Source organism: Priestia abyssalis (assembly GCF_002019595.1).
Lineage (GTDB): Bacteria > Bacillota > Bacilli > Bacillales > Bacillaceae_H > Bacillus_BA > Bacillus_BA abyssalis.
This window is the reverse complement of sequence record NZ_KV917369.1, coordinates 5,485,237-5,499,498: the sequence shown is the minus strand read 5'-3', so window position 1 is coordinate 5,499,498 and position 14,262 is coordinate 5,485,237. Positions and strand designations below refer to the sequence as shown.

Annotated in this window: 13 protein-coding genes; 6 read left to right on the top strand and 7 right to left on the bottom strand. The window is 39.5% G+C overall.

The features are described from left to right. The first annotated feature begins 36 nt into the window (after positions 1-36). On the top strand, positions 37-1,140 hold the full coding sequence (hisC, locus tag BK575_RS26325) for a histidinol-phosphate transaminase (RefSeq protein WP_078414471.1): 1,104 nt from the start codon (positions 37-39) through the stop codon (positions 1,138-1,140). Positions 1,141-1,513: 373 nt separating this feature from the next. Here hisC and alr read toward each other — a convergent pair whose 3' ends face one another. The 3 genes from alr to BK575_RS26310 all read right to left on the bottom strand — a co-directional run bounded on the left by alr (position 1,514) and on the right by BK575_RS26310 (position 5,279). After that, positions 1,514-2,695, bottom strand: a complete 1,182-nt coding sequence (gene alr / locus BK575_RS26320) for an alanine racemase (RefSeq protein WP_078414470.1) — start codon at positions 2,693-2,695, stop codon at positions 1,514-1,516. An 87-nt stretch (positions 2,696-2,782) separates the two neighbouring features. Then, a complete protein-coding gene (ald, locus tag BK575_RS26315) occupies positions 2,783-3,916 on the bottom strand; it encodes an alanine dehydrogenase (protein WP_078414973.1) in 1,134 nt (377 codons plus the stop codon). 139 nt (positions 3,917-4,055) lie between these two features. Further along, on the bottom strand, positions 4,056-5,279 hold the full coding sequence (locus BK575_RS26310) for a PucR family transcriptional regulator (protein ID WP_078414469.1): 1,224 nt from the start codon (positions 5,277-5,279) through the stop codon (positions 4,056-4,058). 244 nt (positions 5,280-5,523) lie between these two features. Here BK575_RS26310 and BK575_RS26305 point away from each other — a divergent pair, with 244 nt between their 5' ends. Then, on the top strand, positions 5,524-6,939 hold the full coding sequence (locus tag BK575_RS26305) for an alanine/glycine:cation symporter family protein (protein WP_204524886.1): 1,416 nt from the start codon (positions 5,524-5,526) through the stop codon (positions 6,937-6,939). A gap of 53 nt (positions 6,940-6,992) precedes the next feature. On the opposite strand, the gene BK575_RS26300 is transcribed toward BK575_RS26305, so the two are convergent. Then, entirely contained in the window at positions 6,993-7,319 is a 327-nt protein-coding gene (locus BK575_RS26300; RefSeq protein ID WP_078414468.1) for a YflT domain-containing protein, read from the bottom strand. Positions 7,320-7,740: 421 nt separating this feature from the next. Here BK575_RS26300 and gndA point away from each other — a divergent pair, with 421 nt between their 5' ends. Continuing rightward, positions 7,741-9,156 (top strand): NADP-dependent phosphogluconate dehydrogenase, encoded by a 1,416-nt coding sequence (gene gndA, locus BK575_RS26295; RefSeq protein WP_078414467.1) that lies wholly within the window; start codon positions 7,741-7,743, stop codon positions 9,154-9,156. A gap of 128 nt (positions 9,157-9,284) precedes the next feature. On the opposite strand, the gene zwf is transcribed toward gndA, so the two are convergent. Then, on the bottom strand, positions 9,285-10,790 hold the full coding sequence (zwf, locus tag BK575_RS26290) for a glucose-6-phosphate dehydrogenase (RefSeq protein ID WP_078414971.1): 1,506 nt from the start codon (positions 10,788-10,790) through the stop codon (positions 9,285-9,287). A gap of 503 nt (positions 10,791-11,293) precedes the next feature. Beyond that, the gene (locus BK575_RS26285) at positions 11,294-11,746 is read right to left on the bottom strand and encodes a staygreen family protein (RefSeq protein ID WP_078414466.1); all 453 of its coding nucleotides are present in this window, start codon (positions 11,744-11,746) and stop codon (positions 11,294-11,296) included. Between the two features lie 219 nt (positions 11,747-11,965). Here BK575_RS26285 and BK575_RS26280 point away from each other — a divergent pair, with 219 nt between their 5' ends. The 3 genes from BK575_RS26280 to BK575_RS26270 all read left to right on the top strand — a co-directional run bounded on the left by BK575_RS26280 (position 11,966) and on the right by BK575_RS26270 (position 13,524). Then, positions 11,966-12,640 carry a uracil-DNA glycosylase gene (locus BK575_RS26280; RefSeq protein WP_078414465.1) on the top strand — a complete coding sequence of 225 codons (675 nt, stop codon included), beginning with the start codon at positions 11,966-11,968 and terminating at the stop codon, positions 12,638-12,640. A 171-nt stretch (positions 12,641-12,811) separates the two neighbouring features. After that, positions 12,812-13,102 carry a YwdI family protein gene (locus tag BK575_RS26275; protein ID WP_078414464.1) on the top strand — a complete coding sequence of 97 codons (291 nt, stop codon included), beginning with the start codon at positions 12,812-12,814 and terminating at the stop codon, positions 13,100-13,102. Positions 13,103-13,152: 50 nt separating this feature from the next. Continuing rightward, positions 13,153-13,524: a DUF423 domain-containing protein gene (locus tag BK575_RS26270; protein WP_078414463.1), complete on the top strand. Its 372-nt coding sequence runs from the start codon at positions 13,153-13,155 to the stop codon at positions 13,522-13,524. Between the two features lie 29 nt (positions 13,525-13,553). Here BK575_RS26270 and gerQ read toward each other — a convergent pair whose 3' ends face one another. Beyond that, positions 13,554-14,000: a spore coat protein GerQ gene (gene gerQ, locus BK575_RS26265; protein ID WP_078414462.1), complete on the bottom strand. Its 447-nt coding sequence runs from the start codon at positions 13,998-14,000 to the stop codon at positions 13,554-13,556. Between the last annotated feature and the right edge of the window lie 262 nt (positions 14,001-14,262).

Sequence of the window (14,262 nt, the reverse complement as noted above, 5' to 3'; positions counted from 1 at the left end):
CCCTATTAAAAATATCCATGAAATGAGGAATAAACGATGAATATTGAAACGGTAGTTCGGAAGGTCTATCCTAATTTAACTCCTTATGTATGTCAGATGGCTGACTATCCTGTTGAAGAATTAAAAAAAATACTGCAAAAAGAGAACGTATATAAGCTTTCCTTTAATGAAAATCCATTTGGTCCTTCTTCCAAGGCCATTCAAGCAATGGAACAAGCGATAAGAGCATCCAATTTATATCCGAGTTCCAGGGGAGAAGAGCTTCAAGAAGTGATCGCAAGCAAGGAAGGTGTACAACGCGAGCAAGTCTTGTTGTCAAACGGAGCGGATGACATGATTAATTTGGCTGCTCAAACATTTTTGGAACCTGAAGATGAGGTCATCATGCCGACTGTTACATTTGTTCAATATGAAGCAGCCGCTCATTTAATGGGGGCTGTTCCTGTCAAAGTCCCTATGTCAGGACAGCTGGACACAGATTTAGAGGGAATCCTTCAATCTGTTACCGAAAAAACAAAAATGATATGCCTTTGTAATCCCAATAATCCAACAGGAGCCATTATTTCGGACGAACAAATGGGAGCCTTCTTAAAACGTGTACCAAAAAATATCATCGTCATTATTGACGAGGCGTATTATGAATACGCCAATGACCCAGAGTTTTCGACAGCCGTCAAATATATTTCCGATTACGAAAATATTCTCATCGTGCGTACATTCTCTAAGATTTATTCCCTTGCGTCCGCCCGTATTGGATATGGAATAGGCAGTGTGGTATTAACAGAAGCCATTCACCATGTGCGTCCGCCATTTAATGTTAATGGAATTGCACAAGCAGGAGCGCTCGCAAGTTTGAATGATTTGGAGCATGTCCAGGCATCAAAACAGCTGAATGAAGAAGGGAAACAGCTTCTTTATGGAGCATTCGAGCAATTAGGCTTTGAGTACATTCGATCAAATGGTAACTTCGTTTATGTAGATACTAACATGAATGGAGAGCATCTCTTCCAAGAATTGGCTCAAAAAGGAATTATTGTCCGGGTTCTGAAAGGGTATGGGCTGCCGACATCTTTACGCGTATCAATTGGGAAAGAAGAAGAAACGAAAGCGTTTATTGATGCGTTACATGAAGTTCTATGAAGAGGATGAAAGCTTTTCTTTTGAATGGCGGTTGAGGAAATCCGCTCTTTTTAGGGATTGTGTGTAGTTAGCATTGTCTAAAGCGGAAGTGGGAAAATAAAGAACCTTCAGGAGAATTCGATGAAATGAATCGATTCTTTGAAGGTTCTTTTTTAGTTGAAGAATTTTACCCTTTAGCGACGTACCGTAAGATTTTGACGGAGAAGGTTTTCCTGTAGTATGTGTTCAAAAAGGAGGACAAAAAGGACCGAGAAGTTCAAGGAAGCGCCGTCTCGAGCAACGGAGCGTATGCTGTTAATACGTGAGTAGCGGAGAGACAAGCTGACGTCGAAATTCGACGGTCATTTTTCCCGGACTTTTTGAACATCCTCTTTTAGAGAGTAATGTACTCTTTATCATATACAGCTAGTAGGTGTGGATTTTCTTTAATATAAATACGAGGCACACGTTTTCCGATTAAACAAACTACCTCGTAATTGATGGTTCCCATGAGCGAGGCGATGTCATCGACTGATTGGAAAGACTGTTGACTTTGGCCAAACAGTGTTACTTCGTCTCCGATGCTGCTACCCTTAATATGAGACACATCAATCATCATTTGATCCATGCAAACTCGTCCTGCCACAGGAGCTGTTTGACCCCGGGTTAATACCTTTCCGCGATTGGAGAGAAGGCGGGAAACCCCGTCTGCATAACCGATAGGCAAGGTCGCAATGAGGCTGTCAGAAGGAGGGGTAAAGGTGCATCCATAGCTGATCGGCTGACCGGCAGGAACCGTTTTTAAAGCCGCAATTTTCGTTTTTAGGCTCATTGCCTGTCGAAGCTTTATGGAATGCCCTTTTAAGGAAGCGGCAGGATACAAACCATATAAGGCGATTCCGACGCGGACCATGTCTAGATGCATATCGGGAAAATTCATCGTTGCTGCGCTGTTGCAGCAATGTTTGATTGGAATATGAATGTTTTCCTCTTCGATCGATTGAACCATTTCCATGAAGCGTGTAAATTGTTCACGGGTATAAGATGGATCTTCACTGTCTGCGTTCGCAAAATGGGTAAAAATTCCTTCCAAATATACGAAAGGGGAGTTAACGGTTTTTTGGGACAATCTCAATGCCTCTTCTTTTGAGGTGACCCCAATTCGTGACATCCCGCTGTCAATTTTTAGATGAATGGGGACTGTTTGTTTAAGTTGTCCTGCTTGATAGATGACTTCATTGAGTACATCGTCACAAAAAACCGTTAGTGCGACATTTTCTGTAATCGCTTTCTTTACGGAGTGAACAGGAGTATAGCCTAAAACGAGGATAGGTTGGGAAATTCCTGCGTTTCTTAACTCTAAGGCTTCATCTAAAAGGGCAACTGCCAAATAATCTGCTCCTGACTGAACGGCTGTTTGGGCGATTTCGATGGCCCCATGTCCGTATCCATCAGCTTTAACGACAGCCATTAATTTTGTCGGCTGCTCGATATAATATCTAAATTGTTGAACGTTGTGTTGAACAGCCTCTAATGAAATTTCGGCCCATGTATCCCGATAACTATAGTGCTTCATGATTCCATCCCTCCGAATATCTGTATAAAAAACCCCTCAAGAGCAACTTCTTGAGGGGAGGCATATTGTGGTCGAATAAGTTAATGATTAGTTAGCTGCTAATTCTTTTTCAAGAGCTTTTTCAACAGTTACATAATTGTAACCAAGGTCTTTTGCTACTGCTTCGTACGTAATTTCGCCGTTTGCTACGTTTACGCCAAGCTTTAATGCATCGTTTTCAGCGATTGCTTTGAATGCGCCTTTGTTTGCAATTTGCAATGCGTAAGGAACCGTTACATTCGTTAAAGCAAGTGTAGACGTTCTTGGAACCGCACCAGGCATGTTTGCAACTGAGTAGTGAACAACACCGTGTTTTTCGAATGTTGGGTTGTCGTGAGTTGTTACATGGTCGCATGTTTCAACTACGCCGCCTTGGTCGATGGCAACGTCTACGATAACTGAACCAGGTTTCATCGTTTTAACCATTTCTTCCGTTACAAGCTTAGGAGCTTTTGCACCCGGAATTAATACTGCACCGATTAAAAGATCTGCTTCTTTTACAGCTTCTGCGATATTGAATGGGTTAGACATTAACGTTTTGATTTGGTTGCCGAAAATATCATCTAATTGACGTAAACGATCAGCGCTTAAGTCGATGATTGTTACATCCGCACCTAGACCAATTGCCATTTTCGCAGCGTTTGTTCCTACGATACCGCCACCAATAATGGTTACTTTACCACGGTTTACGCCAGGAACGCCTGCAAGAAGGATACCTTGGCCGCCGTTTGTTTTTTGTAAGAATTGTGCACCAATTTGTGCAGCCATACGACCAGCTACTTCACTCATTGGTGTAAGAAGTGGAAGAGTGCGATTTACTGCTACCGTTTCATATGCGATAGCGATAACGCCTGAATCTTTAAGAGCTTGAGCTAAAGAAGGCTCAGCAGCTAAGTGTAAATATGTGAATAGAATTAAACCAGGACGGAAGTACTTATACTCGCTTTCAAGAGGCTCTTTAACTTTCATGATCATGTCAGCTTGAGCCCATACATCTGCAGCGCTTTCAATAACTTCTGCACCAGCAGCAATGTAATCTTCATTAGTGAAACCGCTTCCAATACCAGCGTCTTTTTCTACTAAAACTTTATGTCCAGCGTTTAAGAATGATACTACCCCAGCAGGAGTAAGAGCAACGCGATTTTCATTATTTTTAATTTCTCCAGGTACACCGATAATCATCATATCGTGATTTCCTCCCTTAGCAACTTGCGTTTTGTTTCTTTGTGACTTCAGTATAAAATGTTTTTTGTATTTTTTCTTTGTTGATAAAGGAGAAAGATTTCACGGTTTTTTGTTGTTTTTCACAAAAAGTTCACAATCACTTGAACTTCTCAATTTTAAGATCGAGATAAAGAGTCATCTTTTGGTTTGGGTCTTTCAAATTAATCTCGCCGATCTCGCTAATACGTTTCAACCTATAATTTAGCGTATTGGTATGAACGTTTAACGCTCTGGCTGCTTCATTAACATTATTATCCTTGTTCAAAAATACTTCTAATGTTTCAATCAGATCGCTATTATGCTTCTGGTCATACTCCTGGAGTTTCATCAAGGCATGGTTTTCATATCCTTCCTTTGTTCGTTTCTCTAAAAGAACATCAATGAATTGATACACGCCTAAATTTTGATAACTATGAATTTCATTTACCTCGGAAGGAAATTTTTCTTTCATCGATAAGACGGTCAACGCTTCACGGTATGCTTTTTCGATTTTTTGGTAATCGCTGTAGACGCCGCTGAAAGAAGGTTTAATCGCCTCTACTCCAAATCTCTCTTCCATTTTATGAACGAATGCTTCCACAAATTGCGTCAACTCTCTTAGCGGCTGCTCGACCTTATCGAGTGAAATCAATAAGATAAGTTGATGATGGTCGACTGTATGAAGCATGATTTTTAATCGTTGGTTGGTTGTTAAAAGATAAGAAATTTGTTTTTCTTCTTCTGTTGTTATATCCTCTTGGAACTGAAAAGCTGCAACTGCAAATAAAGACGGCGGTTGTATTTGCAGTAAATGGAAGTTATCCTTAATTTCTTCATTGGAATGAATATGCCCTGTTAGCAGCTTCCAAAAGAACTCTTGAAACCGTTCTTCCTTTTTATGTTTACGATTTTGCAACTGTAATAGTTTGTTCTTAGCTGTTTCAGCTGCTTTCATTAAGAGAGACAAGTCTTGTTCATTTAGTGATTTATCAATTTCCAGAGCCCAAATGAAACCTAATATTTCTTCCTTTTTCCATATAGAAACTGCTACACGATCCCCTAGTCCTATATCATCCATACTTTTCACACGGATGGGTTCACGACTACTTAAAAGAGAGGGGATGACCCCTTCTTTCCAAAGATTATTAATAACTTTTTCAGGCACTCGGCGTCCAATAATCGTCGCAATCCTTGCAGAATCCGTTCTTTCATCATGCGTGCTATATGCCAGCAACCGGTGGTTTGCATCTTCAATGGTAATAGGGCAATGTAATACTTCGCTCACGACATCCGCAAACTCTTCGAGACTGTCAAAATTAGCTTTAAAAGGATCATTTTTCATACTAAATATCCTTCGCTCCTTCTTATTCTAATATATTTGATTTGTTTTAATTTTTCTGTTATTCTTATACACGTTGCGAATTGATCATTTGTATAAATCAACAAAATTATACCTTAATTTTTTATGATTTACACAATAAAAATTTGTTCACAAAAATGTTAGAATTATGTCACAGAAGGTTTTAAATTCTTAACTTCAGCTTACTAAATGTAAGCGTTATCAGGAGTTAAAGGGGAGAAAAAATATGGGAATCTTAGATATCATGGGTAAGATTAATGGAGTTTTATGGGGAACTCCTAGTTTGATTCTTTTATTTGGGACAGGCTTATTTTTAACAATCATGTTAAGAGGTTTACAGTTCCGTCGATTAGGTTATGCGTTCAAGCTAGGCTTTTCTAGAGAGAAAGAAGACGATGCAAAAGCAGAAGGCGATGTAAGTAATTTTAAGGCATTAATGACAGCGCTTGCTGCAACTATTGGTAATGGTAATATTGCAGGGGTAGCGACAGCCATTACAATTGGTGGACCAGGTGCAATCTTCTGGATGTGGGTTGTAGGACTACTGGGAATGGCCACTAAGTATGCAGAAGCATTATTGGCCATGAAATATCGAGTGAAAAATGCAAATGGTGAATATTCAGGCGGTCCGATGTATTATGTAGAACGAGGGTTAGGTAAGAAATGGAAATGGTTAGCGGTTGCATTCGCTTTATTCGGTGCATTCGCAGCTTTAGGTATTGGTAACAGTGTTCAGTCCAATACGATTGCAAGTGTTATGGATCAAAGTTTTGGTATCAGCGGTTTAACAACAGGAATTGTATTAGCTGTTTTAACATTTTTAATTATCTTTGGCGGTATTCAACGTATTAGTACAGTAGCCGGATTTTTCGTTCCGATGATGGCATTCTTATATATTGGTGGAGCAATCTTAATTATTATTTTAAATGCTGACCAAATTATTCCTTCTTTTAAACTAATTTTCCAATATGCTTTTTCGCCTATCGCAGCAACAGGCGGATTTGCAGGGATTGTGGTAACAGAAGCCATTCGCAGCGGGGTTTCTCGTGGAATCTTCTCAAACGAAGCTGGTTTAGGTACAGCGGCATTAATCGCGGGTAACGCACGTGCAGACCATCCTGTTAAACAAGCATTAGTGGCAATGACAGGGACGTTTATCGTAACGATTATCGTTTGTACAATGACAGGCCTTGTATTGATGATGACAGGGTTCTGGGATCCGACAGGCGGCGTTCTTTCTGGTGTGCCGCATGATGCTGGACTAGAAGGCGGTGCTTTAACATCTGCAGCTTTCGCATCTGTATTAGGTAAAGCTGGTGAGTACATTGTAGCATTTTCTGTTATCTTCTTCGGATTCTCTACCATTGTAGGCTGGTACGTATATGGCGAGAAATGCTTTGAGTATCTTGTAGGTACAAAAGGAATTATGGCATACCGTGCAGTCTACGTATTCGCTACAGGATTGGGAGCAGTAGCAAACTTAGCGGTTGTATGGGCGTTTGCAGATATGGCCAATGCATTAATGATGATTCCAAACTTAGTGGCTCTTATTCTTCTTTATAAAGTAATTGTAAGCGAAACGAACGATTACTTTGAGAACCATTATAAAGCAGCAGAAAAAAGCATGAAAAAAGCAAGCTAATAAAAAGGAGGCTCGAATTCGAGCCTCCTTTTTATTATGCACAGTTCCTTCGATTATGCTGCCTTTGTTGCAACAACGACTACGCGGCCGCGGTCTAGTTCCATCTCATATTGTTCAGCTTCAGCTTCAGATAAGCCTACTGACTGCATTTTAGAGCGAAGTTCGTCTCCTCGTGAACGGAAGACATTGGATAGTTTATCAAAGAAGCCCTGCTCGCTTATTCCAACATCGTTCGTATCCGTTGCTTCCGTTAGGTGTTCAGAACGATCTTTGCCGTGTGCAAATAAGTAAATATCATCCTTTGTAAACCCTTGACGCATAAATTGTTCAATTGTCTCTTTTGCTTGTACACCATTTTCCACTACTTTTACATTTAACATTTTACATAACCTCCTGAATATTTATTGTCTTGTTCGTTTGTGTTATAACACGAGAATCAAGTAGAATTGCAGCTGCAAATGATTATCTTGGTTAATATATAGCCTGTCTTGCAGAAGACGAAACCTTTTTTTGAAAAATTAATTGAGTTAAACCTATCCATTTAACTTTAGATAGTAAGCGCTATCTATATAATTATGTGCTTTAAGGCAGATAACATCTAACTTGAAAAGGTCTCAGTCAATATGGTATTTTCAAACAAGGTGGATTTGTATTATGATAAAGCTTCCGTCAGGGTATCTTGATAATAAGATAAATGGTGAAGCTAATTAGGTTCTTAAAGGCGTTTATTCTTCTATGGTAAAGCAGCATTTGTACGGCCTTGATAGAGCGGAATTAAAACGAAGAAGGGAAGAGGTTAGCATGTCAAAACAGCAAATTGGTGTTATCGGTTTAGCCGTTATGGGTAAAAACCTTGCATTGAATATTGAAAGCAGAGGATACTCCGTTTCGGTATATAACCGTTCTGCTGATAAAACGGAAGAGTTTTTGAAAAATGAAGCAGAAGGAAAAAACTTTAAAGGTACATACAGTATTGAAGAGTTTGTAAATTCACTTGAAGTACCGCGCAAAATTTTATTAATGGTAAAAGCAGGCGGTCCGACAGATGCTACAATCGAGGCATTAAAGCCGCATCTCGAAAAAGGTGATATCATCATTGACGGCGGTAATACATTCTTCCAAGATACAATCAGACGCAACAAAGAGCTGGAAGAAGCAGGGCTTCATTTTATCGGTACAGGTGTTTCAGGTGGAGAAGAGGGTGCACTAAAGGGTCCTTCCATCATGCCTGGGGGACAAAAAGAGGCCTATGAACTCGTAGAGCCAATTTTAAAGGCTATTTCCGCTAAAGTGAACGAAGAGCCTTGCTGCACATACATTGGCCCTAACGGTGCCGGCCATTACGTTAAAATGGTACATAACGGTATTGAGTATGGTGACATGCAATTAATTTCCGAAGCTTATTTCATTATGAAACATGTAATTGGCTTAAGTGCCGAAGAACTTCATGAAGTGTTTGCAGAGTGGAACAAAGGTGAATTGGACAGTTATTTAATTGAGATTACAGCTGATATTTTCACAAAAGTGGATGAAGAAACAGGAAAACCGCTTGTAGATGTCATTTTAGATACAGCGGGACAGAAGGGGACAGGTAAATGGACAAGCCAAAGTGCTCTGGATTTAGGTGTTCCTCTTCCAATCATCACAGAATCTGTATTCGCCCGTTTTATTTCAGCGATGAAAGAAGAACGTGTTAAAGCAAGTAAAATGCTGGCAGGCCCTGAAGTAAAGGCCTTTGAAGGAAATAAAGAAGAATTGATTGAAGCTGTAAGAAAAGCTTTATATATGAGTAAAATTTGTTCATATGCTCAAGGATTTGCTCAAATGCGCGCTGCATCAGAAGAATATGATTGGAACCTTAACTACGGTGAGATCGCTATGATTTTCCGTGGGGGCTGCATCATTCGTGCACAATTCCTTCAAAAAATTAAAGAGGCATATGATCGCGAAGCAGGCTTAGCAAACTTATTATTAGATCCATATTTTAAAGATATTGTAGAAAACTATCAATCAGCACTTCGCCAAGTATTGTCCATAGCTATTGAACGAGGTATTCCAGTACCGTCTTTCTCCAGCGCTTTAGCGTATTATGACAGCTATCGTACAGAGACACTGCCGGCTAATCTTCTACAGGCTCAGCGTGACTACTTTGGAGCTCATACGTATCAACGTGTAGATAAAGAAGGTACCTTCCATACGGAATGGTTTACAAAATAAATGAAAAAGAAGGATTCCTTGAATAGGGATCCTTCTTTTCTTGCGTTTTAAGCAAAATATTCGTTTAAACAGTCATGTGGCAGTCCTCTGCAGCGTTAAACGCAGAGATGAGGAGAATTGGCTTTACCTTATTGATTAGAGCCCATGTTAGAGTTTGTTCCAATAGCCCACCAATGCAGACCGTCTTTTGCCAATAAAGCATCAGACTCTTTTGGTCCCATTGATCCGGATTCATAGTTAGGGAAATTTTCTGATTTTTTGTTTGTCCATGCTTTTGAAATCGTATCGACAAACTTCCATGATAAGGCTACTTCATCCCAATGGGTAAAGTTTGTTGCATCACCGCGCATGCAGTCATATAAAAGACGTTCATATGCTTCTGGCGTATTCATTTTATCGCCGCAGTTATTGCAGTAATCTAATTTAATTGGAGTGGATGTTGTACCCCCGTCTCCTTTTTGGGCATTCAGATGAAGAGTAATGCCTTCTTCCGGTTGAATATGAATCACCAGCAAATTCGGATGGATGGTTTTATCTTTCTCGACATATAGATTCATTGGTAAATCTTTAAACTGAATGACAATTTCGGTTGATTTTTCAGTCATGCGTTTACCGGTACGAATATAAAATGGAACGCCTGCCCATCTAAAGTTATCAATCATTAATTTACCTGATACAAATGTTTCAGTATTAGACTGAGGATCTACGGAACTTTCCTCTCGATAACCGGCCACTTCCTGCTCATCTACGACTCCACGACCGTATTGTCCGCGTACAAAATAGTCCTCTACTTGATCCTCACTCATCGTGCGTAAAGCGCGGAGAACCTTTACTTTTTCGCTTCTAATCTCTTCTGTTGTTAATTTAATTGGCGGCTCCATTGCAAGAAGGGCGACCATTTGAAGCATATGGTTTTGAACCATGTCACGCAGGGCACCTGATGATTCGTAATAGCGGCCGCGATCTTCTACACCAAGTGTTTCGCTTGATGTAATTTGAATATTAGAGATGTATTGATTGTTCCAGAGAGATTCAAATATCGGATTGGCAAAACGAATCACTTCGATGTTTTGAACCATCTCTTTTCCGAGATAATGGTCAATACGATAAATTTGGTCTTCAGTAAATACGTGGCGAATTTGATCATTTAAAGCTTTAGCAGATTCAAAATCATGCCCAAATGGCTTTTCAATCACTAGTCTGCTCCATCCTTCTGTGGACGTTAAGCCTTCTGATTTCAAATTGGCGCCGATTGTACCAAAAAATTCTGGAGCCATCGCTAAGTAGAAAATGCGATTACCCTCTGTATGATATTTTTCATCAAGATTGCCGAGCAAGCTTTTAAGCTCCTGGTAAGAAGCGATATTGGTGACATCAAATGGATGATAATAAAAATGGGAGGCAAAAGTCTCCGCACTGACAGCGCCCTCTTTTAAGTTACTGATGGAGTTTTTTACATTTTCACGAAAATCTTCATTGGATAAGGGTCTTCTGGCAACCCCTACTACTGCAAAGTCTTCGGATAGTTTACCGCTTCGATATAACCTAAAGATAGAAGGGAACAGCTTACGTTTTGCCAGGTCGCCTGTTGCACCGAAAATAACGATAATGGATTTTGGATTGTTCGTTGTCATCACTTCAAAGAACCTCACTTTATTCTAAATGCGTTCAATCTTATTATGTATCCTATTCAGTTATAAAATTGTATCTGTTTTGGCGAGTTAAAGCAAATATTTAGTCATTTTTTTATCTTTATCCATTCAAATAGAAGGACGTATTGAGCATTTGTGTGATACCGTTTTCATTTCTTAGAAAAATATGCTGGAATAATAAAATGATCATTTCTATCATTGGGGGATTTTAACTTATATCTACAAGGGTCTGATAAAGTTAAGCTTTAAAGCAGACATTTTTGCCCGTTAATTCAAGTTGAAAAGAGATTATAGGAGAAAATCATCAAGAAAAACTTCTATAAAGGAAATTGCCATCATTGGAGGTCTTACTCCTATGAAAATAAACGGTTCTATTCATTTTCATTATGATAGGAAGTTTTACATTATGATTGGCAACCCGTTCATGCGGGATAAAATAGGTGCTTTGAATGTTTCACATGAAACATTCAAAGCACCTATTTCCATTAATTCAATCGATAATGTAAAAGTGTCCCAAATGGTTCAACCGTATTTAAGTCCGGATAATAAGAATCAAAATAAACAAAAATCGGACAATAATCTAAAGAGGGGTGACATGCAAAAAATGCCGCATCCCCGTCACGAATAGCTTGTAAGGCAAAGGGAAGCTCTTTTTTAAAGATATGGTAGCGCAATTTGGCCATTTGGTAATCATCGGATCCACCAACATAACAGTACACATGAAAAACATCGCGGCATTGATGAAACTTAAACTCGGCTAGTACTTCATCCCGCATAGGTCCTATTTTGTCATAAGCATATTCTAAAGCAATTGTTAAAAATAAATCGGCAGTCATATCTAAATGAGTAAGGGTGTATTTTCTTCCTATTACAGGTTGGGTTGGGGTTACGCCAATACGATATTCTATTTGCAGCTTGTCGGGATTTAACGTTTTCATCTCCATCCCTCCTTATGCAATATCCACTCTCTACATCTTATACGGAAAGGAAAGAGAACATGAGTTGAAATTTACTGCAGTATGCTTGAATGCGGAAAAATTCCTCCCTTGGGGGTGGTCCTGCTTATCCATAGAGGATAAAGGAAATCAGTTGATTCAAGATAATAAAATAAGGTAGGCTAATGGTAAAGAAAATGTCTTTGGGAAGGTGGTATATAGGTGGCTATTTTAAAAAATGATTGGGCTTCTTTATTAGAAGACCAATTTCAGCAACCTTACTATATAGAACTAAAGAAATTTTTGGTGGAGGAATATAATACGAAGACTATTTTTCCTGACAAACACGATATATTTAATGCTTTACATTTAACCAGTTATCATGACACAAAAGTAGTGATATTAGGACAAGATCCTTATCATGGACCCCGGCAAGCGCACGGTTTAAGTTTTTCGGTAAAGCCGGGCATTAAAGTGCCTCCATCCCTTGCTAATATCTATAAAGAACTCTCAACAGATATAGGATGCTTCATACCTAATAATGGTTATTTAGTGAAATGGGCAGAGCAGGGGGTTCTTTTGTTGAATACGGTTTTAACCGTCAGGAAAGGCGAGGCTAATTCCCATAAAGGAAAAGGGTGGGAAATATTAACAGATCGAGTGATTGAACTGCTTGCTGACCGTGAGGAACCGATGGTGTTTTTGCTATGGGGAAAGCATGCTCAAGAAAAGAAGAAGCTGATTCGCGCTCATCACCATTACATCCTGGAAAGTCCGCATCCCAGTCCTTTTTCAGCTAATCGGGGATTCTTTGGCAGTCGTCCTTTTTCAAAGACGAATCAATTTTTAACAGACCATGGCCAAGTCCCTATCGATTGGCAAATTGAAAACTTATAACTCTATTCAGCTTCTGTTAAAATAAGAAGGGCTGAATATACATGGGCAAAGGGCAGGGGGAAACGGAGAAACAGCACTCATTTGAGTATCGCATTTGTCGTATGCATTAGGGATTGTCACGGCTATTATTATAGAAGGAAAGGTTTCAGAAATAGAAAAAGGAGGGGGATTATGAATATCTCCATGATGCAGCTTTTAAGTAAGATGAACGAGGAAGTACATGAAGCCATACAGGAAGCTTCAACTCAAAAGGAGCGCTGTGTGCGTGATCGGCTTGCAGCCATTAAAGCACTTTGTGAATTAGCGATGGATCAGCAGGAAAACTCTCGGGTCGTTTCTCCGGCGCCTGCCGCTTTTGTTGAAAGTAAACCGATAACAGTATCTGCTCAAGTTTCCGGTAACATGACAAAAGCGACATTGATATCCGATGGAGCGAATGGCGACAGCCTGTTTGACTTTTAAATTTATAAAAATGATGGTTCATGCACCATTTTAGAAAAGAGGAGAAAATCATGAAAATCTTTTTGATATTAGGAGCTGTTAACGCGATGTTGGCGGTGGCTTTGGGGGCATTTGGGGCACATGGATTGGAAGGAAGAATTTCAGATAAATATTTAGAGGTATGGAAAACTGGAGTGACATATCAAATGTTCCATGCAACAGGCTTGTTTGTTGTTGCTTTTTTAGCCAGCCGTTTTCCTCAGTCTTCTCTTATTAACGCTTCGGGATGGGCTATGTTTATAGGAATTATTTTATTTTCTGGAAGTTTATATGTTTTAAGTACATCCGGCATTAAAGTGTTAGGTGCTATTACACCGTTTGGGGGAGTTGCCTTTATCATTGGATGGATTTTATTGGTGATTGCCGCAGCTAAATTACTGTAAATAAAAAAGGAGTGCAAATCGCACTCCTTTTATCGTGGAGAATAACTGCTTAACGGCTGCTGACCCATGCCGTTGAATGGGTATGTGTATTCAATCTCTTCATCGAATGTGACGTAATCAAGGTAAACCATAAGTAAAATATAACGTTTTCCGGTTTGAGGGTCGCTTAAAACGATATGATCCCGGCCTGCAGCTTCTATAACTCCTTTAAAGACTTTTTGATTATTCCCTTCGAACGTCATGTAGACGGTAGCGACTTTTCCCTTATTTAAGCGTAAAATATTTTCAATATAAGATTCTTCAAGCGGCAGCATACCTCCGGGAGCTTGAGGTGCCCCTGTTCCAATTGGCGGAAATTGTTGAGGTGCTTGAAAAGCCCCTTGTACTTGGGAGGGTTGTTGATAAGCTGGATAACCGTATCCTCCGTAGGGCATTTGCATATACGGATTTTGACTTGGTGTTTTTGGTTTTTTCATACGTATATCCTCCTTTAAACGGTAACTGCTTTCAGCACGTTATTTGTAAACATCAGGATAATTTAATTGAGTAGAGGTATAAAAACCGGATAAGGAATTGTAACTATGCTTTCACCTCTCCTACTCACTAGTGATACATATGACGAATAAAATTAAAGTATGCTTTCTTTTTCAATTCGGTGACAGAGCAATAAATTATTTTTAGAGAAGAGGTTCGTTGAAAAGGAAAGATGAGGGATGTATAGAGGGACTGGTTCAGCAA